This window comes from Skermania sp. ID1734 (assembly GCF_007489285.1).
GTDB lineage: Bacteria > Actinomycetota > Actinomycetes > Mycobacteriales > Mycobacteriaceae > ID1734.
Window position 1 is genome coordinate 92,203 of the sequence record NZ_VLIY01000004.1, and the last position, 21,914, is coordinate 114,116.

Sequence of the window (21,914 nt, forward strand, 5' to 3'; positions counted from 1 at the left end):
ACTGCTTTCAAGTCTCCTGAGATGTTGGGGTTAGACCCGCTCGATGATGGTCGCGACGCCCATGCCGCCGCCGATGCAGAGGGTGATCAGCGCGTAGCGGCCGTTGCGGCGCTCGAGCTCGTCGACCATGGTGCCGGTGATCATGGCACCGGTGGCACCCAGCGGGTGGCCCATCGCGATCGCGCCGCCGTTGACGTTGAGCTTCTCGTCGGGGATGTTCAGGTCCTTCTGGAACTTCAGCACGACGGAGGCGAACGCCTCGTTGATCTCGACCAGGTCGATGTCATCCAGGGTCAGGCCGGCCTTGGCCAGCACCTTCTTGCTGGCCGGCGTCGGGCCGGTGAGCATGATGGTGGAGTCGGCGCCGCTGGTCGCGGTCGCGACGATGCGGGCGCGCGGGGTAAGACCCGACGCCTTGCCGGCCTCTTCGGATCCGATCAGTGTGAGCGCGGCACCGTCGACGATGCCCGAGCTGTTACCGCCGTGGTGGACGTGGTTGATCTTCTCCACGAAGTGGTACTTCTGCAGCGCCACCGCGTCGAAGCCGCCGAAGTCACCGATCCCCGCGAAAGACGGGTTGAGCTTGGCGAGGTCCTCCAGCGTGGTGCCCGGGCGCATGTGCTCGTCGTTGTCCAGCACGGCCAGGCCGTTGATGTCGCGGACCGGAACGATCGACTTGGCGAAGTAGCCGCCCGTGGTGGCCTTGGCTGCCAGTTCCTGCGAGCGCACGGCGTAGGCGTCGACGTCTTCGCGGCTGAAGCCCTCGATGGTGGCGATCAGGTCGGCGCTGATGCCCTGCGGCACAAAGTAGGTGTCGTAGTTGGTGGCCGGGTCCATGGCCCAGGCACCACCGTCGCTGCCCATCGGCACCCGCGACATCGACTCGACACCACCGGCCAGAACGAGATCGTCGAAGCCGGAGCGCACCTTCTGCGCGGCCGTGTTGATGGCCTCGAGGCCGGACGCGCAGAAGCGGTTCAGCTGAACGCCGCCGACGGTGTCGGGGAGGCCCGCGGCAAGCACGGCGGTGCGCGCGATGTCGGCGCCCTGATCGCCGACTGGCATGACAACGCCGAGAACCAGGTCCGAGATCCGGTCCTCGTCGAGATCTGGGTAACGGCTACGCAGCTCGTTGACCAGGCCGGTGACCAGGTCGATCGGCTTGACCGAGTGCAACGACCCGTTCTTCTTGCCGCGACCGCGTGGGGTGCGGATCGCCTCGAAAATGTAGGCCTCTACAGGCTGTCCTGCCACGGTGACCTCTTCCCTTTCATATGTGCTGCCATGCTTCTTTGCATGGGAGCGCGTTTCTTACGTGTCCGGCGCTGGTTATCAGCCCTGACGCTGTATAAACGTGGGCGTCAGCGAAAGACTACGCCTCGACTACCCCTACCATAGAACCAGCATCCTCATCGACCCAGATACGCCCGTGTCTACTTCAACACAGTATGCGAATGCCGGTTAACTTATCAACCTCACGGTGAGAATGAAAGAGCCCGGTCGGCGTACCTTAATACCCATGCCGCCGCCCCGGGATTGGATGCGCACAGCAGTGGTGCTGCGCATGCGATATTCCGCGGGCCTCGTGGTGGCCTACGGCGTGGGTGCGGCCGAACTGTTTCTGATCGTCGTTCTGTTGGGACGCAGTTCCGCTCCGGGCGCCCAGAGCCTGGTGACACTGCGCAATGCCGTCACCCTCACCGTGCTGTTGCTGATCAGCCTGGCCATCGCGAACCTGTGCACCACGAAGTTCGTCTGGCCGGCGTTGCGCTGGTACTCGCGTGGCGAAGAACCGACGGACGTGCAGCGTCGCGAGGTCCTCGACATGGCCACCCGGCAGACCCTGGTGCATGTCGGGCTCTGGGTCGCCTGCGGTGCGATTTTCATCGCCATGAACCTCGGCGGTGACGGACGAAACATTGCACTCATCGCCCTGGCCGTCGTCTTCGGCGGCGCCGCGATGTCCTGCCTGGGGTATCTGGTCACCGAGGCAACGCTGCGACCGGTGATCGCGGCCGCGATGACGACGACCCCGCCGCAGCGACGCGCGCTCGGTGTGACGCAGCGCCTCGTCATCACTTGGCTGTTGTGCACGGCGATCCCGGTGACGGCGATCGTCGCGATTATCGTCGATCGCTACCTGCACTGGGTCGTGCGCGCGGACACGCCGATCAACGCGCCGATCCTGATCCTTGCCGTCACGGCGATTATCGCCGGGCTGTGGGGAACCGTCCTGGTCGCCCGGTCGGTGTCCGAGCCTGTGCGCCAGGTCGGCCGGGCGATGGGCGAGGTGGAACGAGGCCGCACGGACGTGAGCGTCGGCGTCCACGACCTCTCGGAAATCGGTCGCCTGCAAATGGGATTCAACAGCATGGTGGCGGGCATCGCGGAACGCGAGCGGTTGCGAGACCTGTTCAACCGGCACGTCGGGCATCACGTGGCCAGTCGGGCGATGGAACGCGACGAGTCGCTCGGCGGCGATGTGCGGCAAGTGGCCGTGCTCTTTATCGACTTGACCGGGTCGACTGCGTTCGCCGATACCCACCCGCCCACCGAGGTCGCCGCCCTGCTCAACGACTTCTTCCGGATCGTCGTCACGGCCGTCGACAACCACCAGGGCCTGATCAACAAGTTCAACGGCGACGCGGCACTGGCCATCTTCGGTGCGCCGGTGGCCAACCCGGATCCGGCGGGTGCCGCGCTCGCGACCGCGCGAGAACTCCGCTCCGCACTGCGTTCGCTGGAATCGGTCGACTTCGGCATCGGGGTGTCGTACGGGTCGGTATTCGCCGGTGACATCGGGGCCGAGCACCGCTACGAATACACCGTGATCGGTGACCCGGTGAACGAGGCTGCCCGGCTGACCGAACTTGCCAAGGCCCGGCCGGGACGGATTCTGGCTGCCCACCAGGCCGTCATGATGGCCGATCGCAGCGAGGCCGAGCATTGGAAGCGTCGTGGCCGCACGATCTTGCGCGGGCGCAGATCGCGCACGGTGCTGGCTGAACCGGTCGAGGCTGCGGCTAGTTCCGCTCGGTTGCTCGGGCGCTGAAGCCTGGTTTGTGCGTGATTTTTCACCGCGGGCGGTGAAAAATCACGCACAGCTCACGGTCGGGGGCCGAGCCTCAATCGATTCGCCGCGCCCCCAACTCGTTCTGCAGCAACTCGAGCGCAACATCGTCGGGATCCCGACGGTCGGCTTGCGGCACCGGGTTCGCCGCCTCGGCGAGCATTTCTTCCTCGTCCTCGGGGGTGACGACAGCGGGCGCGGGACCCGGATCATCCGGGTAGTCCGGCGCTTCGGGAGGTGGCGGATCATCCTCGCGCGCTGCCGCCCGGCTCGGACGGGAGAACTTCGGCGGACCTTCCTTGGCGGCCTGTCGGGGTGGCGCCTTGCGGGGAGCTGGCGCCGCGACTGCCGACGAGCCCGTCTGGCACCGGACTTCCCAATCGACGCCGAAGAGGTCGCGCAACGCATCCCGAATCACCTCGGCATTACGTGGCTCCACCAGTCGCTTGGCCAGTGGACCGGACTCGTGCGACAACACGATTGACCCATCCGCCACCGCGGCCACCTGCGCGCCGGACAGCATGACCTCCACCGTGCGGCTGCGGTCGCGAACCTTGGCGCGAACCTCCGACCACACCGCACGAACGGCGGCTGCATCGGGTTGACCGGCGGGCGCGGCTGCGGCTGCGGGCTCCGCCGCCGGTTCGGCCGCAGCTACGGGTTCGGGCTCCGGATCCGTGGTCGGCGGTGGCGTCGTGACCTCCGTCCGCTGCGTCGGGCGGACATACTTGGGCGCCGCGTCGGCGGCCACCGCCGGAGCAGGCTCTGCGACTCGTTCCGGGAGTTCGACAGCCGGACTCGCCTGTTCGGCGGCCGGTCGGGTGACGTCGAGGCGGCGCTCCAGCCGCTCGAGCCGCTGCAGCGCCGCAGACTCGGCCTCTGACACCGAGGGCAGCAGCATCCGCGCACACGTCACTTCCAGCAGCAGCCGGGGTGCCGTGGCACCGCGCATTTCACCGATGCCCTCGTGCACAAGCTCGGCATAGCGGGCGAGCGTGGCCGGACCGATCCGCCCGGCCTCATCGCGCATCCGTTCCAATACATCGCCCGGTGCTTCGACCAGCCCGCGCTCACCCGCGTCGGGGACCGCACGCAACAGAATCAGATCCCGCAGCCGGTCCAGCAGGTCAACCGCGAAGCGACGCGGATCGTGGCCGGCACCCATCACCTTGTCGACGGTCTCGAACAGCGCGGCACCGTCGCTGACGGCCAGCGCGTCCACGGCCTGATCGATCAACGCCACATCGGTGACGCCGAGCAGCGCCGACGCCCGGCCATAGGTGACCCCCTGTTCACCGGCACCGGCCAAGAGCTGATCGAGCACGCTCAGGGTGTCCCGTGGCGAGCCGCCGCCGGCCCGGATTACCAGCGGAAACACCGCATCCTCGACGGTCACCCGCTCTTCGGCGCAGATGCGCTCAAGCAACCCGCGCATGGTCGGGGGCGGCAACAGCCGGAAGGGATAGTGGTGCGTCCGGGACTTGATGGTGGCCAGCACCTTGTCCGGCTCGGTGGTGGCGAACACGAAGATCAGATGTTCGGGCGGCTCTTCGACGATCTTGAGCAGCGCGTTGAAGCCGGCGGTGGTCACCATGTGGGCCTCATCGACGATGAACACCCGGTAGCGCGATTCCGCCGGCGCATAGAACGCTCGATCACGCAGCTCACGGGTATCGTCGACGCCACCGTGGCTGGCCGCGTCGAGTTCGATGACATCGAGATTTCCGGGGCCGCCGGGTCCCAAGGCGACGCAGGACGCGCAGGTACCACACGGGGTGGACGTCGGGCCCTGGGCGCAGTTCAGCGATCGCGCCAGGATTCGTGCCGAGGACGTCTTGCCGCAGCCGCGAGGGCCGGAAAACAAGTAGGCATGGTTGATCCGGCCAGCATCGAGCGCGTTACTCAGCGGCTCAGTGACATGTTCCTGACCCACCACTTCGGCAAAGGATGCCGGTCGATACTTCCGGTACAGCGCCACATCGCGAGCCTACCGACGGCTACCGACACGCCCCGGCGCGCCTCGAACCTGACAGGCGCGGGCTTGCTCAGCTCCGTTGAGCGCGGGCTTCAGCACCGCTTTCTTGTTCATCGATCGCGTCGTCGGATCCGACCCGTCCGACGTGGCTGCCGGTGGGGTCCTCCGACTCACCGCTTTCCTTGGAGGTCGCCACATGCTCGTCGTCGGTGACGTCCGATTCCGGACGCGGTTTGCCGCTCACCTTTGCTCCTCGCGCCGAATGCTCGTCTGTAAATCCGGGTCGTCGTCCGCGGGCGGCTCCGGATCCCGCCACTCCTCGCGGTGACCCGCACTCTGGCCGAGTTGCCCGGAAAGTTCGGCGGCCAGTTCGTCGTCGTGCAGTGGCCCGTGCTTGGTGTTGCCGCGTTCCATGACCGACTGCGTACCCATCGGCACCGGCCGTAACCCTGCGGACCCGGCGCGGGGAACGTGAGATTTCGGCAACCTCACCGAAATACGAAACACGCCGGAAACACGATGGCAGTCGAGCCGAAACGCCATCCGGACATTCTCGATCCGACAACTGCCGAGCGGGCATGAAGGAGAGACAATGCCGCACGGGATCGATCCGGCCGCCACCGCCTGGCTGCTGGCCAGCACCGCACTCGTCCTACTCATGACCCCTGGACTGGCCATCTTCTATGGCGGGATGGTGCGAACCACCGGCGTGCTGAACATGATCATGATGAGCTTCATCTCGATCCCGCTGGTCACCGTCGCCTGGTTGCTCTTGGGCTACACGCTGGCGTTTTCCAACGACGCCGGCGACGGCATCATCGGCAACCTCGCGCACTTCGGCATGGCCGGTATCGACCCGAGTACCACGCACGGGACGGTGCCCGAGATTCTGTTCGCCACCTTTCAGCTGACCTTCGCGATCATCACCGCGGCGCTGGTCAGCGGCGCCATCGCCGACCGCGCCAAGTTCGCCGCCTGGATGGTGTTCGTGCCGGTGTGGGCGATCCTCGTCTACTCGGTGGTCGCGCACTGGGTCTGGGGCCCGGGTGGGTGGCTGCACGACCTCGGCGTCCTCGACTACGCCGGCGGCCTGGTCGTCGAGATCGTCTCGGGCGCGTCCGCGCTGGCACTGGCCCTGGTGCTCGGCCCGCGCATCGGGTTCAAATCCGAGGCAATGCGTCCGCACAACCTGCCCTTCGTGCTGCTCGGCGTCGGCTTGCTGTGGTTCGGCTGGTTCGGCTTCAACGCCGGCTCCGCGCTCGCCGCCAACGGCACCGCGTCGGCGATCTTCCTCAACACGCTGGTCGCCGGGTGCCTGGGCATGCTCGGCTGGCTCGTGGTCGAGCAGGCGCGCGACGGGCACGCGACAACCTTTGGCGCGGCATCCGGTGTGGTGGCGGGCCTGGTCGCGATCACACCGTCGTGCGGCACGGTGAACACTCTCGGCGCGCTCGTCGTCGGGCTCGCAGCTGGGATGATCTGCTCGTTTGCCGTCGGCTGGAAGTTCAAGTTCGGCTACGACGACTCGCTCGACGTCGTCGGCGTGCACTTTGTCGGCGGCATCATCGGCGTGCTGCTGATCGGCCTGTTGGCCGCGAAGGTGATGACGGCCGGCCCGCAGGGGCTGTTCTTCGGCGGCGGTCTTGCCCAGCTCGGTAAGCAGGCGCTGGCCGTGATCGTGGTCGCCGGCTACGCCTTCATCGTCTCCTACGTGCTGGGCAAACTGGTCGATCGCCTCATCGGGTTCCGGGTGAGCGCCGAGGACGAGACCTCTGGCATCGACTTCGCCCAGCACGCCGAGACCGCATACTCTGAAGGCGTACACGGGCACTTGCCGCGCCGGCCGGGCCAGCTCGGGCACCACCCGATCCTCGGCGAACATGCCCGAGCCGAGGAACGCAGCTAACTGCAGCTATTGCCTCGCCGGGCTAACGGCGTTAACATAACGCGGTTACCCGGACTGGGAGGGGCAGCCCGTGCTTACCAAGATCGCCCACCTCGTGGTGCGCAGGCCGCGTGCGATTATGCTCGCGGCCTTTATCTTTGCGGTGCTGGCCGCCGCCTTCGGCGCATCGGCTCCCGCGCATCTGCGCGCTGGCGGATTCATCCCACCCGACGCGGAGTCGACCAAAGCCGGCGATTTGCTCACCCGCGACTTCAACGGCGCCCAGCCGAACCTCATCCTGCTGGTCAGTGCCCCCAACGGCGTCGACACCCCAGCCGCACGCGCTGTGGGCGAACACCTGGTCGACGAGTTGCGCAAGAGCGCGGGCATCTCGAAAGTCGAGTCGTACTGGACGTCTTCACCGATCACGGCCGCCATGCTGAAGGGTAAGGACGGCAAGCAAGCCGCGGTTACCGCGGTCGCTGCGGGTGATGACACGGACGCACCCAATCTGGCCGCGGCGATCACGTCGAATCTCACCGGCACCAAAGACGGCATTACGGTGCGGGCGGGCGGCATCACCGTCGGATTCCACGAGATCAATCAGCAGATCACCCACGACCTGATGATTGCCGAGGCCATCGCCATTCCGATCACCGGCCTGTTACTGATCTGGGTGTTCGGCAGCGTCATCGCGGCGCTACTACCGCTGGTCACCGGGATCTTCGCGATCGTGTCGACCTTTGCCATCCTGCGCGCGCTCACCATGGCCACCGACGTGTCGATCTACGCGCTCAACATGACCACGGCCATGGGCTTGGCGCTCGCCATCGACTACAGCCTGTTCATCGTCAGCCGCTACCGGGAGGAATTGGCCGCCGGGCTCGACCCCTCCCGCGCCGTGGTGCGCGCCGTGCAAACCGCCGGGCGCACAGTGCTGTTCAGCGCACTGACCGTCGCCTTGTCGCTGGCGACGCTTGCGGTGTTCCCGGTGTACTTCTTGAAGTCCTTCGCCTACGCCGGGCTCGCGGTGGTCACCGCGGCAGCATTGGCATCGATCGTGATTCTGCCGGCGGCACTGGTGCTGCTCGGCGCGCGCGTCAACTCGCTCGACGTACGGATCCCGTTGCGGCGCTGGCTGCGACGGCCGGAACCGGCCGGACCACAGCCGCTCGAGCAGACGCGCTGGTACCGGTTCACCACCACCATCATGCGCCGAGCCGTTCCGGTCGCCATCGCGGTCACGCTGTTGCTGATATTCGTCGGCCTGCCGTTCCTGCACGCGCGCTTCGGGTATCCCGACGACCGGGTGATGACCGAGGCCGCGCCGAGCCGTCAGGTTGGCGACATCATGCGGGCCGACTTCACCCAGAACCTCACGGCCACTGTCGTTGCGGTGATGCCCGGCTTCCACGTCGATACGCCGGAAAACAAGGCAGCGCTCGGCACCTATGCGGCGGAGCTGTCGCGTGTGGACAACGTCACCGGGGTCGTTTCGGCCGCCGGCGTGTACGCCAACGGCGTGTTGGTGGCGCCGGGGCAGCCGGACCTCGGGGAGCCTGCCGGAACCACCCTCGCTGTCGGCAGCGAGGTCGATCCGTACTCCCCCGCAGGTACCGCTCAGGTCTCCAATCTCCGCGCGGTAAAGGGTCCTGGGACCGCACTGTTCACCGGGGCGGCCGCGCTCAACGCCGACGCCCTCAGTGTGCTCGGCGATCGACTGCCGGTGGCGCTCGGCCTCATCGCGCTGGCGAGCTTCGTCATTCTGTTCCTGTTCACCGGCAGCATTGTGCTTCCCCTCAAAGCGCTTGTGCTCAATACGCTTTCATTGACGGCGGCGTTCGGTGCGATGGTCTGGATCTTCCAAGAAGGCCATCTATCGAGTGTCCTTGGATTCACCGCCACCGGTTACCTGATTCCGACGATGCCGATTCTGATGTTCTGCGTGGCCTTCGGCATGTCGATGGACTACGAGGTCTTCCTGCTCTCGCGGATGCGCGAGGAATGGCTGGCCTCGGATCGTACGGCCGGCGCCAACACCCATGCGGTAGCAGTGGGATTGGCGCGCACCGGGCGCATCATCACGGCCGCGGCCGCACTGATGGCGGTGGTCTTCTTCACGATGACCAGTTCCAAGGTGTCGTTCGTGCAGCTCTTCGGTCTCGGGCTGACGCTGACCGTACTTGCCGACGCGACCTTGGTACGCGGCATGCTGGTCCCGGCGCTGATGCAGCTCATGGGCCGCTTCAACTGGTGGGCGCCGAAACCCTTGCAACGCTTGCACAGCCGGATCGGCCTTGAAGAGGTGCCGCGGTCTGCGAGGCAGGCCATGCCCGAAACGATCGAACCGCACGAACAACTCGTCGGGGACCGCACGCCATGAGCAACTATTCTCAACCGACCCAGCGCAAACGCTCCCCCCGCGGGCTCGGCGATCAACTCCGCGACGAAATCCTCACGGCGGCAAGGCGCTTGCTCGCCGAGACCGGAAACGTCGCCGGGGTGTCCATCCGATCCGTGGCCGATCTCGTCGGCGTCAGTGCCCCATCGATCTACCGACACTTCGCCGATAAGGACGCCTTGGTCGATGCGGTCGTCAGCGAGGTCTTCACCGACCTCGACAATGAAATGCAGCGTGCGGCAAGCGAAGCGGAATCGGCGATCGACAGCTTGCGTGCCCAGGGACTGGCCTATGTCCGGTTCGCACGCACCCATCCCGAGCAGTACCGGCTGGCGACAATGCTGGCCTCCGAGTCGCGCCGATCCGTCGACGATGTGTTGGGCACCACCGCGTTTCATCACTTCTTGGCCGGAATCGAAGCCTGCATCGGTGAAGGTTTATTCCTGCCGGGAAGCGATCCAGTGCAACTGGCACTCGAGCTGTGGGCGGCGGCGCACGGAGTCGCGGCATTGATGGTCGCCAAGCCGTATCTGCCATGGGGCGATCCCGACGAGTTTGCCGATCGGGTGCTGCGCGCCGCGTGCATAGGACAAGCGATCAGCGACGCGCTCGGGGAACCCGAGCCTCGCGAGTTTGTGTCCTGGCTGCAAGGCCAGCGCGGCAATTAAGCCTTCTTTGCGGCAGCCTTCGCTTTCTTCTTGAATTCGCGCACGGCCGCGAGACTTTCGGCGTCGACAACATCGGCCACCGAGCGATGCGAACCCGCATCGCCGTAGGCTCCGGCGGCCTCCCGCCAACCGGGGGCCTGCAACCCGAACTGCTTGCCCAGCAGGGCAAGAAAGATGCGCGCCTTCTGGTCACCGAACCCGGGCAGCGCCTTGAGTCGCCGTAGAATTTCGGCCCCGTCGGGGTCGCCGCTCGTCCACAGCGCCTGCGCGTGTCCGTCGTAGTGCTCGATCAAGTATGCACACAGCGCTTGAATACGCTTGGCCATCGATCCCGGGTAGCGGTGAATCGCCGGCGGCGTCGCACAGAGAGCGGCGAACTTCTCCGGATCGGCGGCGGCGATCTCGTGCACGTCGAACCCGCCCATGCGGTCGGCGATCTTCTTCGGCCCACCGAAGGCCGCCTCCATCGGGTATTGCTGGTCGAGCAGCATTCCGGTCAGGAGTGCCGCCGGGTTTTCGGCGAGCAGGCGGTCAGCGGTGGGGTCCTGCGCAAGACAGACACTCATCGTCGCGACTACATCCCCTGACACAGCGGCGACGTGGCACCGTTCTGCGCAATGCACGTGGCCCACTCGCCGACGGACTGGAATGCTGCCGGCACAAAGTTGATCAGCGTGCTGGGCAACATCGGCAGCCCGTGGATGAGGATGTTCACGATGTCGATGCCGAAGATCATCAGGAGTCCTGTCTCGCCGGGTAGGGCTCGACCTTAGGCGCGATGGTGATCAACCGTCAACAACTTCTCGGTGGCCGCTACCAGCACACATGTGGCCAGACCGTCGATCGCTGCCGCCAATTCATCCAGCGACGGGAACGTCGGCGCGATGCGGATGTTGCGATCGTCGGGGTCCTTGCCATATGGGAAGGTGGCCCCGGCCGCAGTCAACGCGACACCCGCGTCCTTGGCCAGCTGCACTACCCGGGCCGCGGTGCCATCCAGCACATCGAGACTGATGAAGTAGCCGCCCTTGGGGTCGGTCCAAGACGCGACCTTGGAAGGACCGAGCCGATCCTCGAGAATCTGGTGCACGAGGGCGAACTTCGGCGCGAGGATGTCGCGGTGCCGGGCCATCTGCTCTCGCACCCCCGCCGCGTCGCCGAAAAACCGCAGGTGACGTAGCTGATTGACCTTGTCGGGTCCGATGCTCTTCTTGGCCGCATGTTTCAGATACCACTGCAGGTTGGCCGTGGAGCTGCCCAGGAAACTCACCCCGGCGCCGGCGAAGGTGATCTTCGACGTCGACGCGAACACATACGGGCGGTTCGGGTAACCCGCCTCGGTCGCCAGATCCAACACATCAATGATCGGGGCGGGCGTCTCGGTCAGGGTGTGCACCGCATAGGCGTTGTCCCAGAAGAGTCGGAAGTCGGGCGCGGCGGCCGGCATGGAGGCGAGCGCGCGCACGACGTCCTCGGAGTACACGGCACCGGTCGGGTTGGAGTAGTTGGGCACGGCCCACATGCCTTTGATCTGCGGGTCCGCCGCCACCAGCTCGGCAACCTCGTGCACGTCGGGCCCTTCCGGCCCCATCTCGACCGTGATCATCTCGACCCCGAACGATTCGGTGATGCCGAAATGCCGGTCGTAGCCGGGGCTGGGGCAGAGGAACTTGATGTTCTCCTCGGCCGACCACGGCCGCGGCGAGTCGGGCGTGCCGAAGAGCATCCCGTAAACCACCAGGTCGTGCATCAACTCGAGGCTCGCGTTGTTAGCGGCGATCAAGTTGGTCACGCCGATGCCGAGCAGCTCGCCGAAGATCGCGCGAAGCTCGGGCAGGCCTTCGAGCCCGCCGTAGTTGCGGCAGTCGGTGCCGTTGGCGTCGCGGTAGTCGTCCTCGCCGGGGAGCTCCAGCAGGCGATTGGACAGGTCGAGCTGCTCCGGGGACGGCTTGCCGCGTGTGAGGTCCAGGGTCAGCTTCTGGCTCTTGAGCTGCTCGTAACGCGCCGACTGCCGCTCGAACTCGGCGCGAAGCTCGTCTGGATTCATCAACCCGATCTGGGTCTGGCTTGGCATTACTGTTGCGGCCTTTCGACACTGGAGATCGGGTGGCAGCCGGGGAATTTAGGGGACCCCGCGCACCCGGCAGAGCCCGTTGACCCTTGCTGCCTTCCGGCCCTGGGGGAGTTCACAGGATGCGCGCCGCGCGGGATCCGCAGTCGAGTGTAGCGGTGCAACCGCCCACCACGCCGAACGGGTGTCTGTCGGCCCAACAAACACAGCGGCCAAGGCCACGAGGCGAAACCGCAGCGATGGAGGAGCCGCAGCAGAGCTGCGGTAGACTCCAGCGCGGAGGATTCGCCTAGTGGCCTATGGCGCTCGCCTGGAACGCGGGTTGGGTTAACGCCCTCAGGGGTTCAAATCCCCTATCCTCCGCCACACGCAGGAGCCCCCGGTGCACCCAAATGCAGCCGGGGGCTTTTGCATGACCACCTTGCCGTTTATCGTTAGCGAATCGCCCGTATCGGACATTTCCCGAAGGTTTCGAAATGCGTTCGGGCGCAATATTTCTGTGATGAGCGAATGTACATATCCGCTTTCCCTTCCGTTCCCATGAGGTAACCGTCCGTTTACCGAACCGGTATTCGATCGCTGTGTTCACCGCGAAGAGGTCGGTGTACGACGACCGCGCCGGTCGCAACCCGATCGGCGATGACCGAAGGAACACGACCATGAAGATCAAGAAGTACGCCGCCGTTGCAGCGTTGACTGCGGCCGCGATCGGCACCACCGCTGCGACCGCGAACGCGGCCCCTGCTCCGGCGCCGGTCACTCCTGCCAGCTCGACTGTGAACGGTGGCCCGGACCAGACCACCAACGTTGACACTCCGGTGGGTCCCGTCGCGGTGCCGAACACCGTTTTGGAGCCGGTCCTCAACCTGGTCGGCGCGCCGAGCCCGGCGCCCGCTGCCGCGCCAGCGGTCAAGCAGGCCGCGGCGGTTGCCACCGTGCCCGGCACCAACCCTGCCGACGCCCCGGACCCACGCTTCAAGACCTGGAACGACCGTGAGCAGTGGGAATTCACTCGCATGAAGGACACCGTCGCCACCGGCGCGACGGTCGGAGCCGCTGGCGGTGCCGTCGCCGCCGCCCCGGTGGGCTGCGTGCTCGGTGCGGGCGTTGGTGCTGTCGCAACCGCGCCGCTGGCAATGCTGCTCGGTGGCGGACCCATCGGTGGCTGCATCGCCGGTGCTGCCTTGATGGCTCCGATCGGCGCGCTCGGCGGAGCCGTGGTGGTCGGTGCCCCGACGGCCGCTGTCGCGCTCGGCAACTACGTCTACCAGGCGCACATCAAGCCGTTCACCCCGCCGCCGGCGAGCAAGTAATTCCCAAGCCAACGGCCCGACCGGGACTTCCGGTTGGGCCGTTGGCCTTTTGATGCGCAATCATGGCTGCGTGGCGACGCGCGACCGTGACGACGAAGGCAGGGCACGCAATGCACGGCCGCGGGACGCGCGGGGCCGGCCGTTGCCGATGGGTTCAGAAGGTGTCGAGCGAATCCCGGACGACCTGAATTTACCGCCGACAAGCACGCTGGAGTATGCCCAAGAACTGCTCGATTCCGGGCTTGCCTTCAATGCCCATGAGGTGCTGGAGGCAGCCTGGAAGAGCTGTCCCGACTCCGAGCGCATGCTGTGGCAAGGCCTCGCTCAACTGGCCGTGGGCATCACACATATTCAGCGCGGAAATCCCAAGGGCGCGCGCACCCTCCTGCTGCGGGCGATAGCCCGCCTGGCTGACTATCCGCGTCCCGGACCCTACGGCACCGATCTGGCCGGGCTCACCGAATTCGCCCATGAGTTACTGCGGCAACTCGATTCCAACGCCCCGCTCGCGGCTCTATCACTGCGACCGCAGCTGGTCTGCACAGATGCCTAGCGGCGCTGGCCGGTTCGCACCCACGCCATCGGGCGATCTACACCTGGGCAACCTACGAACTGCGTTGCTGGCCTGGCTCTTTGCCCGTTCGACCGGTCGCAGTTTCCTGTTGCGCATGGAGGACCTCGACCGGGTTCGTCGGGGCGCCGCACAACGCCAACTCGATGACCTCAGCGCCATCGGGGTAACCTGGGATGACGAGGTCGCCTGGCAGTCAGGCCGAAAACCGTTGTACGCCAAGACGGTGGAGCGATTACGCGACAACGCCCTGGTCTACGAATGCTATTGCTCCAGAAAAGAAATACAGCAGGCAGTAACCGCCCCGCACGCGCCACAGGGCGCATACCCGGGCACCTGCCGAAATCTCACTGATGCCGAGCGCGCCGAACGCCGCAGTCGGGCTGACCGGCCACCCGCACTTCGCCTGCTCACCCAGACAACAACCTTCACGATCGATGACGAAGTGCACGGCAGCTACACCGGGCTCGTCGACGATTTTGTGGTGCAGCGCGGCGACGGCACCCCCGCGTACAACCTGGCCGTCGTGGTCGACGACGCCACGCAAGGCGTCGACCAGGTGGTTCGTGGCGACGATTTGTTGCCGAGCACGCCGCGGCAGGCGTATCTCGCGTCGCTGCTCGGGCTGCCGGTGCCCCGCTACGCGCATGTTCCCCTCGCAGTGAACTCACGCGGTCAGCGGTTGGCCAAACGCGACGGCGCGGTGACACTGCACGACCAACTGCGTCTAGGACGGTCGCCGGCGCAGGTGCGCGGGCTCATCGCGTCCTCGCTCAGGCTGGCGCCGGCGGGGTCATCTCCGACGGTCGAGGAATTGCTCGCCCGTTTCGACCCGCGAGCGCTACCCCGAGACCCCTGGGTAGTGCAGACGTGAGAACCAAACGCACAACTCAGGCGTATTAGCATGCAGACATGACGCAACCGGAGTACGGCGAGTACCCGCAACAGCCTCCGGCGACGGGGTACCCGTACAGCGGCGGCAACTTCGGTAGCCCCGGTCCGGCGCCGTACGGTCAGCCGCCATATCCGACTCCGGGCTATGGCGCGCCGCAATGGAACCAGTACCCGCAGCAGCCTGGCTTTCCAGGCGGGCCGATTCAGCAGAGCAACGGCCTCGGGACCGCCGGCTTCGTCGTGGGCCTCCTCGGTTTCCTCGCGTCGATCCCCTTCGGGTTTCTCGCCTGGATCCTGGTGCTGCCGGGACTGGTGCTCTCCGCGATCGGAATCCGTCGTGAGCCCAAGGGCCTGGCCATCGCCGGCTTGGTGCTCTCCATCCTCGGCCTGATCATCTGCGTGGTGTGGGTTGTGGCCCTGATCGTCGCCTCCAGCAACGGCGACGCACCCTACCGATACACATGACGTCGGTGCCCGAACAACCGGTCAAGACGCACGAACAGCACGTCCCCGCTGATCACACCGCCTATGCGCACGTCACCAGCAGTTATTACCCCACGATCGTGGCCGTGTTCACCGCCACGCTCATCATCTCGAACGTGTGCGCCACCAAGGGCGTCGCTTTCCTGGGCGGTCACGACCTGACACTCGGCCCGCTGCAGATACTGCCGATCAACACCGACGGCGCATTCTTTCTATTCCCCCTCGCCTACGTCTGCGGCGACGTGTTGAGCGAGGTGTACGGCTTCCGCGCGACCAGGCGAGCCATCTACCTCGGCTTCGGCGCCCTGGTGCTGGCGTCGTTCTGCTTCTGGATCGCCACCGAACTGCCGCCGGCGGCTTTCTACGCGAACCAACAGTCCTTCCACACGGTGGTCGGCGTGGTCCCGCGGCTGGTGATCGCCGGCCTCACCGCGTACTTCATCGGGCAGTTGCTGAACTCCAAGGTGCTGGTGCTGATCAAGGAACGCACCAAGGAGAAGCATCTGTGGGCTCGGCTGATCGGGTCGACAATCGTCGGCGAGTTCGCGGACACGCTGATCTTCTGTTCCATCGCCGCGGGGGCGATCGGCATCACGACGTGGCCCGACTTCATCAACTATGTGATCGTCGGTTTCGTGTGGAAGACGCTCGTCGAGGTCGTCGTCATGCCAATCACCTACCGCGTCATCGCCTACATCAAGAAGCGCGAACCCACCTACGCTTAACCGAACTGACCCGGCTGGTAGTCGCCTGCCGGAGTCCGCGCGATCACGTTGAGCCGGTTGTACAGGTTGATCATGGCGACGGTCGAAATCAGTGCCACGATCTGATCGTCGTCGTAATGCTTGGTCACCTGCGCCCACGTGTCGTCGCTGACGCCACCCGCCGCATCCGCGATCCGGGTGCCCTCCTCCGCTAAAGCGAGTGCGGCGCGTTCGGCCTCGGTGAACACCGTCGCCTCTCGCCAGGCCGCAACGAGGTTGAGGCGGGTTTGGCTTTCGCCGGCGTGCAAGGCGTCCTTGGTGTGCATGTCCGTGCAGAAGCCGCAGCCGTTGATCTGGCTGGCCCGCAACCGCACCAATTCCGCGGTGGACCGCGGCAGCGACGAATCGTCGATGACGGCGGCGGCGCTGTTGATCCGCTTGACGAACTTCATTGCGAGTTCATTTCCATACATTGCGAAACGCGGTTCCATCACGGTCCCTTTCTGATTCGGCCTACACCACAAGGACGAGACAGCACCGGCAGATGTGACATCAGTTCTTCCAGCGCGCCATGGCCTGCTCGTGGAAGTCGTCGAACGTGCCGTCGGTGATGCTGTCGCGGATGGCGTCGACCAGGCGAATTGTGAAGCGCTCGTTGTGAACCGTGCACAGGGTGGCGGCCAGCATCTCCTTGGCCTTGAACAGGTGGTGCAGGTACGCCTTGGTGTAATGCCCGCAGGTGTAGCAGTCGCAGGCGTCGTCGATCGGGGTGAAATCGCGCCGAAATCGGCTGGTGTCCACGTTGAACCGCCCGTCCAGCGTGTAGACGCGACCGTTGCGGCCCGTCCGCGACGGATTCACGCAGTCGAAGGTGTCGGCGCCGTTCGCGATGGCCTCGAACAGGTCCTCCGGTTCGCTGATCCCGAGCATGTGCCGGGGCTTGTCTTCCGGTAGTTCGTCGCTGCACCAGCCGACGATCGCGCCGAGGTTGTGTTTCTCGATCGCGCCGCCGATGCCGTAACCGTCGAAGACATTGCCGGACGGTCCGGTTATCGATGCCAGTCCACGGCAGGCCTTGCGACGCAGGTCCTCGTACTGCGCGCCCTGGATGACAGCGAACAACGCCTGGTACGGACGGTGACGTCGGGTTTCGGTCAACCTGTCGTGTTCGTCCATGCACCGGACCGCCCAATCGTGGGTCCGCTGCAGCGAGGTCTCCTGGTATTCGCGGGTGTTGAACAAGGTGGTCAACTCGTCGAACGCGAACATGATGTCAGCGCCGAGTTGGTGCTGAATTTGCATCGAAATCTCAGGAGTGAACCGGTGCCGCGAGCCATTGAGATGCGAGGTGAACGTGACGCCGTCGTCATCGACCTTGGCCAGCCGCTCCCTACCTTTGGCGATCACCTCGTCGGACTGATGGCCGACCGCCTCCATGGCAAGCACCTTCTTGAAGCCCACACCGAGCGACATCACCTGGAATCCGCCGCTGTCGGTGAATGTGGGCCGGTCCCAGTTCATGAACCGGCCCAGGCCACCCGCCGCATCGATGATCTCGGGACTGGGTTGTAGGTAGAGGTGGTAGGCGTTGGCCAAAAGGGCCTGCGCGCCAAGCTCCTTCATCGTTTCCGGCAGCACAGCCTTGACGGTGGCCTTGGTGCCAACCGGGATAAAGGCCGGTGTCTGGATCTCGCCGTGCGGGGTGGCGATCGTTCCGGTTCGGCCGTGCCGGCCCGGCAGGCGAGCACCGATGCGGAAACCGAACTGAGCGCGGCCTTCCGTCAAACCGCCGCCCCGACGAACTGGCTGTTGTACAGCCGGTAGTACGCGCCTTGCGCCGCGAGCAGCCGATCGTGAGTGCCCTGTTCGACGATTTGGCCGTGTTCCATGACGACGATCAGGTTCGCGTCGCGGATCGTGGAAAGACGATGTGCGATAACGAAACTCGTTCGGTCGCTGCGCAGGGCCTTGGTGGCCTGCTGCACCAGCAACTCGGTGCGGGTGTCGACCGAGCTGGTTGCTTCGTCGAGGATGAGGATCGAGGGCTTGGCCAGGAACGCGCGCGCGATCGTGATGAGCTGCTTCTCCCCCGCGCTGACGCCGGCGCCCTCCTCGTCGATCACGGTGTCGTACCCGAGCGGCAGAGTGTGCACGAAGCGGTCCACGTGCGCGGCCTGGGCCGCCGCGACGATCTCCTCGTCGGTGGCGAGCGGGTTGCCGTAGGCGATGTTCTCGCGGATTGTGCCGCCGAACAGCCAGGTGTCCTGCAGAACCATCCCGATGCGTGACCGCAGGTGCGCCCGCGTCATGTGTTTGATGTTGACGCCGTCGATAGTTATTGCGCCCGAATCGATTTCGTAGAAACGCATGAGCAGGTTCACCAGCGTGGTCTTGCCGGCGCCGGTCGGGCCGACGATAGCCACCACCTGGCCCGGTTCGGCAACCAGCGACAGGTCCTCGATCAGCGGCTGATCCGGGGCGTAGCGGAACGAAACATCGGCGAACTCGACGCGTCCGCGATCGACGGCAACGCTGTCCTCGTGCGTCGGATCGGCGACCTGCTCTTCGGCGTCGAGCAACTCGAAGATCCGCTCGGCCGACGCGACACCGGATTGCAGCAGGTTGATCATCGACCCGACCTGCATGAGCGGCTGGTTGAACTCGCGCGAGTACTGGATGAAGGCCTGCACCTCACCCAGACTGATCTGGCCGGACGCCACGCGCAGACCACCGACCACGGCCACCAGCACGTAGTTCACGTTGCCCAGGAACATGACGGTCGGCATGATGAGGCCGGAGATGAACTGGGCGCGGAAGCTCGACTGGAAGAGTTGCTCGTTGCATTCGTCGAAGGATGCCTCGACCTCGGCGCTGCGGCCGAAAGCCTTGACCAGCTCATGGCCCGTGTAGGCCTCTTCGACCTGCGCGTTCAACGTGCCGGTGTGCTTCCACTGGTCGACGAAGTGCGGTTTGGATCGCTTCGCGATCTGCGCGGTCGCGATCGCGACCACCGGAATCGACAGCAGCGCGATCAGCGAGAGCAGCGGCGAGATCCACAGCATCATCGCCAGGATTCCCAGTACCGACAACACCGACATCAGGAGCTGACTCATCGTCTGCTGCAGGCTCTGCGCGACGTTGTCCACATCGTTGGTGACGCGGCTGAGAATGTCACCGCGCGCAGCGCCGTCGAAGTAGCTCAACGGCAACCGGTGGACCTTGTCCTCGACGTCACCGCGCAACCGCTTGATGGTCTTCTGGATGACGATGTTGAGCAGGTAACCCTGCAACCATGCGAACACGGCCGACGCCAGGTAGAGGGCAAGGACAATGCCGAGCACCCGGCCGACCGCACCGAAATCTACACCGTGACCAGGGATGACGTTCATCCCGCTGATCATGTCGGCAACCTGGTTCTGGCCCTGCGCGCGCAGCCCGTCGATGGCCTGCTGCTTGGTGATCCCAGGCGGCAATTGCCGTCCGACAATCCCGTTGAAGATCAGGTCGGTCGCCTTACCCAAAATCCGCGGGCCCAGCACCGTGAGGATCACGCTGATGATCGCCAGCGTGAAGATTGCGATGAGCATCGGTCGCTCGGGCCGCAGCCGACCGAGCATGCGCCGCAGCGACGGACCGAAGGCCTTCGCGCGGGCGTCTGGCGCGCCGGGGTTCGGCATTCCGGGGCGCGTCATACCGGCCGACCTTCCAGGTTTGCCTCCTGCACCGAGAGCTGCGATTCAACGAACTCCGCATATGTCGGGCAGTCGCGGACCAACTTGTCGTGGCGGCCAATGCCGACGATCGCACCATCGTCGAGCACGATGATCTGGTCGGCATCGCGGATCGTCGAGACGCGCTGGGCAACGATGATCACGGTCGCATCGGCAACCACCGGTTCCAGCGCTGCCCGCAGCCGGGCGTCCGTGCCGAGGTCCAGCGCGGAGAACGAGTCGTCGAACAGATACACGCTCGGCTTCTTCACCAGCGCGCGGGCGATGGCCAGGCGTTGTCGTTGCCCGCCAGACACGTTGATCCCGCCCTGGGAAATCGGACTCTCCAGCCCGAGCGGCATGTCCCGCACGAAGTCGGCAGCCTGGGCGATCTCGAGGCAACGCCACAGCTCCTCGTCGGTCGCGTCCGGGTTGCCGTACCTGAGGTTGCTCGCAACGGTGCCGGAGAAGAGGTAGGCGCGCTGCGGCACCCAGCCGACCTCGGCGCGAAGCGCGGTCAGGTCCAGATCACGCACGTCCGATTCACCGACGTAGAGGGCGCCGTCGGTGACGTCGAGGAGTCGGGGAATCAGGGCCAGCAACGTGCTCTTGCCGGAACCAGTGGCACCGATAATCGCGGTGGTCTCGCCCGGGCGAGCGTGGAAATTGATGTCGCGCAACACCGGTTCATCGGCACCCGGGTAGCAAAATTCGACACGCGAGAACTCCAGGTAACCCGGATTCGCCCGGAAGGCGTGCGGGTGCAGTGGCGGCACCACGGAGGACTCGGTATTGAGGACGTCGCTGATCCGCTCTGCGCAGACCGCGGCGCGCGGCAACATCATGGCCATGAAGGACGCCATCATGACCGAGATGAGAATCTGCATGATGTAGCTGATCAGGGCGGTGATGGAGCCGATCTGCATTTCGCCGGCGTCGATCCGATGACCGCCGAACCACAGCACGGCAATCGTCGTGAGGTTGCTGATCAGCATCACCGCGGGAAACATCAGCGCGGCCAGGCGGCCAACCGTCAACGCGGCGTTGGTGAGTTCGGTGTTGGCCACACCGAAGCGCCACGTCTCATGGCGTTCGCGTACGAACGCGCGCACCACCCGAATACCGGTTATCTGTTCGCGCAGCACCCGGTTTACCGCGTCGATCTTGGTTTGCATGGTCCGGAATGCGGGGACCATGCGCGAGATGATGAACGCCATGGACAGTCCGAGCGCCGGGACGGCGATCAGCAGGATCCAGGACAGTCCGAGGTTCTGGCGCAGGGCCATCACGATCCCGCCGATGCACATGATCGGCGCCATCACCATGATGACGGCGCTCATCACGATCAGCATCTGAACCTGCTGCACGTCGTTGGTGTTGCGGGTGATCAGCGAGGGCGCACCGAACTTGCCGAGTTCGCGGGAGGAAAAGGTGCCGACGTGGTGGATCAAGGCGCTGCGCATGTCCCGACCAGCACCCATGGCAGCCTTCGCGCCCATGAACACCGAGCCGACCGAGCAAGCGATCTGCAGGATGGTGACGACGATCATGAGCAGACCCGTCGTCCAGATGTAGCCGATATCGCCCTTGACCACGCCGAAGTCGATGATGTCGGCGTTGAGGCTGGGCAGGTACAGCGACGAGAGCACCGAGATCAGCTGCAACACAACTACCCCGATGAGCTCGACGCGGTAGGGGCGCAGATACGTGCGAAGCAGTCTGAGAAGCATGGTGATCGAAGACTACCGGTTGGTTGCGACAGCCTGCGCCCGCAATTTCAGCGGGCGCAGGCGCGAGCGAATCCGAGCTGCGTTATTGGCCGCCCGAAGCCGGTGACTCTTCTTCAGCCGCTGGAGTATTCGGAACAGTCGTCGGCGTCACAGGCTCCTCAGCGGTCGTTTTAGGAGCCTCCGAGGTAGGTTCAGGCTCCTCGGTGGTCGTCACCGGAGCTTCCTGCGTGGTCGTCGGCCCAGGAGCCTGGGTCGTTGTCGGTGCCGGAGCTCCGGGTGTCGTGCGCGCCGGCGCTTGGCCGCCGCCGTTGCTATTTCCACCACCATTGCCGCCACCGCTTGTTCCTGACTGCCCGCCACCGGGCGCCGGTGCCGGTACGCCTCCGGGTGCGGTCGCGCTGCTGGTGGTGGTCGCCGCCGCAGTACTACTGCTCGCGGG

20 protein-coding genes, 1 tRNA gene and 1 other RNA gene are annotated in these 21,914 nt (G+C 65.5%); 10 read left to right on the top strand and 12 right to left on the bottom strand.

What is annotated here, in order from left to right; genetic code table 11:
- Positions 1-30: 30 nt before the first annotated feature.
- Entirely contained in the window at positions 31-1,254 is a 1,224-nt protein-coding gene (locus FOS14_RS06310) for an acetyl-CoA C-acetyltransferase (protein ID WP_143769439.1), read from the bottom strand.
- A gap of 265 nt (positions 1,255-1,519) precedes the next feature.
- Here FOS14_RS06310 and FOS14_RS06315 point away from each other — a divergent pair, with 265 nt between their 5' ends.
- Entirely contained in the window at positions 1,520-3,052 is a 1,533-nt protein-coding gene (locus FOS14_RS06315; RefSeq protein WP_255450110.1) for an adenylate/guanylate cyclase domain-containing protein, read from the top strand.
- A 73-nt stretch (positions 3,053-3,125) separates the two neighbouring features.
- Here FOS14_RS06315 and FOS14_RS06320 read toward each other — a convergent pair whose 3' ends face one another.
- The 3 genes from FOS14_RS06320 to FOS14_RS06325 all read right to left on the bottom strand — a co-directional run bounded on the left by FOS14_RS06320 (position 3,126) and on the right by FOS14_RS06325 (position 5,477).
- Positions 3,126-5,048, bottom strand: a complete 1,923-nt coding sequence (locus FOS14_RS06320) for a DNA polymerase III subunits gamma/tau (protein ID WP_143769440.1) — start codon at positions 5,046-5,048, stop codon at positions 3,126-3,128.
- Between the two features lie 67 nt (positions 5,049-5,115).
- On the bottom strand, positions 5,116-5,289 hold the full coding sequence (locus tag FOS14_RS24625) for a hypothetical protein (protein WP_185981641.1): 174 nt from the start codon (positions 5,287-5,289) through the stop codon (positions 5,116-5,118).
- Positions 5,286-5,477 (bottom strand): hypothetical protein, encoded by a 192-nt coding sequence (locus FOS14_RS06325; protein ID WP_143769441.1) that lies wholly within the window; start codon positions 5,475-5,477, stop codon positions 5,286-5,288. Before FOS14_RS06325 ends, FOS14_RS24625 begins: the two co-directional genes overlap by 4 nt.
- Positions 5,478-5,637: 160 nt before the next feature.
- On the opposite strand from FOS14_RS06325, the gene FOS14_RS06330 reads away from it, so the two are divergent.
- The 3 genes from FOS14_RS06330 to FOS14_RS06340 all read left to right on the top strand — a co-directional run bounded on the left by FOS14_RS06330 (position 5,638) and on the right by FOS14_RS06340 (position 9,999).
- Complete coding sequence (locus FOS14_RS06330; RefSeq protein WP_143769442.1) at positions 5,638-6,951, top strand: ammonium transporter; 1,314 nt, start codon at positions 5,638-5,640, stop codon at positions 6,949-6,951.
- Positions 6,952-7,021: 70 nt separating this feature from the next.
- Entirely contained in the window at positions 7,022-9,313 is a 2,292-nt protein-coding gene (locus FOS14_RS06335) for an MMPL family transporter (protein ID WP_143769443.1), read from the top strand.
- Positions 9,310-9,999 carry a TetR/AcrR family transcriptional regulator gene (locus FOS14_RS06340; RefSeq protein WP_143769444.1) on the top strand — a complete coding sequence of 230 codons (690 nt, stop codon included), beginning with the start codon at positions 9,310-9,312 and terminating at the stop codon, positions 9,997-9,999. The genes FOS14_RS06335 and FOS14_RS06340 overlap by 4 nt, the downstream gene beginning before the upstream one ends.
- Here FOS14_RS06340 and FOS14_RS06345 read toward each other — a convergent pair.
- The 4 genes from FOS14_RS06345 to ffs all read right to left on the bottom strand — a co-directional run bounded on the left by FOS14_RS06345 (position 9,996) and on the right by ffs (position 12,215).
- A complete protein-coding gene (locus FOS14_RS06345; protein ID WP_143769445.1) occupies positions 9,996-10,565 on the bottom strand; it encodes an HhH-GPD-type base excision DNA repair protein in 570 nt (189 codons plus the stop codon). The genes FOS14_RS06340 and FOS14_RS06345 overlap by 4 nt on opposite strands.
- A gap of 8 nt (positions 10,566-10,573) precedes the next feature.
- Positions 10,574-10,735 (bottom strand): hypothetical protein, encoded by a 162-nt coding sequence (locus FOS14_RS24630; protein ID WP_185981642.1) that lies wholly within the window; start codon positions 10,733-10,735, stop codon positions 10,574-10,576.
- 33 nt (positions 10,736-10,768) lie between these two features.
- The gene (locus FOS14_RS06350) at positions 10,769-12,073 is read right to left on the bottom strand and encodes an aminotransferase class I/II-fold pyridoxal phosphate-dependent enzyme (RefSeq protein ID WP_143769446.1); all 1,305 of its coding nucleotides are present in this window, start codon (positions 12,071-12,073) and stop codon (positions 10,769-10,771) included.
- A 47-nt stretch (positions 12,074-12,120) separates the two neighbouring features.
- An RNA gene (ffs, locus tag FOS14_RS06355) (signal recognition particle sRNA small type) lies at positions 12,121-12,215 on the bottom strand.
- A 133-nt stretch (positions 12,216-12,348) separates the two neighbouring features.
- On the opposite strand from ffs, the gene FOS14_RS06360 reads away from it, so the two are divergent.
- From FOS14_RS06360 to FOS14_RS06385, 6 genes are all read left to right on the top strand, one after another.
- Positions 12,349-12,436: transfer RNA gene (locus FOS14_RS06360), tRNA-Ser, on the top strand.
- 293 nt (positions 12,437-12,729) lie between these two features.
- Positions 12,730-13,383 (top strand): hypothetical protein, encoded by a 654-nt coding sequence (locus FOS14_RS06365; RefSeq protein ID WP_143769447.1) that lies wholly within the window; start codon positions 12,730-12,732, stop codon positions 13,381-13,383.
- 70 nt (positions 13,384-13,453) lie between these two features.
- Positions 13,454-13,936, top strand: coding sequence for a DUF309 domain-containing protein (locus FOS14_RS06370; RefSeq protein WP_143769448.1), 483 nt, complete (start codon positions 13,454-13,456; stop codon positions 13,934-13,936).
- Positions 13,929-14,828: a tRNA glutamyl-Q(34) synthetase GluQRS gene (gluQRS, locus tag FOS14_RS06375; protein ID WP_143769449.1), complete on the top strand. Its 900-nt coding sequence runs from the start codon at positions 13,929-13,931 to the stop codon at positions 14,826-14,828. The genes FOS14_RS06370 and gluQRS overlap by 8 nt, the downstream gene beginning before the upstream one ends.
- 38 nt (positions 14,829-14,866) lie before the next feature.
- Positions 14,867-15,313 carry a DUF4190 domain-containing protein gene (locus FOS14_RS06380; protein WP_143769450.1) on the top strand — a complete coding sequence of 149 codons (447 nt, stop codon included), beginning with the start codon at positions 14,867-14,869 and terminating at the stop codon, positions 15,311-15,313.
- 5 nt (positions 15,314-15,318) lie between these two features.
- Positions 15,319-16,056 (top strand): queuosine precursor transporter, encoded by a 738-nt coding sequence (locus FOS14_RS06385; protein ID WP_370512182.1) that lies wholly within the window; start codon positions 15,319-15,321, stop codon positions 16,054-16,056.
- Here the strand turns inward: FOS14_RS06385 and FOS14_RS06390 are convergent.
- From FOS14_RS06390 to FOS14_RS06405, 4 genes are all read right to left on the bottom strand, one after another.
- A complete protein-coding gene (locus FOS14_RS06390) occupies positions 16,053-16,526 on the bottom strand; it encodes a carboxymuconolactone decarboxylase family protein (RefSeq protein ID WP_143769626.1) in 474 nt (157 codons plus the stop codon). The genes FOS14_RS06385 and FOS14_RS06390 overlap by 4 nt on opposite strands.
- A gap of 61 nt (positions 16,527-16,587) precedes the next feature.
- A complete protein-coding gene (gene tgt, locus FOS14_RS06395; RefSeq protein WP_143769452.1) occupies positions 16,588-17,820 on the bottom strand; it encodes a tRNA guanosine(34) transglycosylase Tgt in 1,233 nt (410 codons plus the stop codon).
- Complete coding sequence (locus FOS14_RS06400) at positions 17,817-19,727, bottom strand: ABC transporter ATP-binding protein (RefSeq protein ID WP_255450111.1); 1,911 nt, start codon at positions 19,725-19,727, stop codon at positions 17,817-17,819. The genes tgt and FOS14_RS06400 overlap by 4 nt, the downstream gene beginning before the upstream one ends.
- A complete protein-coding gene (locus tag FOS14_RS06405) occupies positions 19,724-21,475 on the bottom strand; it encodes an ABC transporter ATP-binding protein (RefSeq protein ID WP_143769453.1) in 1,752 nt (583 codons plus the stop codon). Before FOS14_RS06405 ends, FOS14_RS06400 begins: the two co-directional genes overlap by 4 nt.
- Positions 21,476-21,914: the final 439 nt, after the last annotated feature.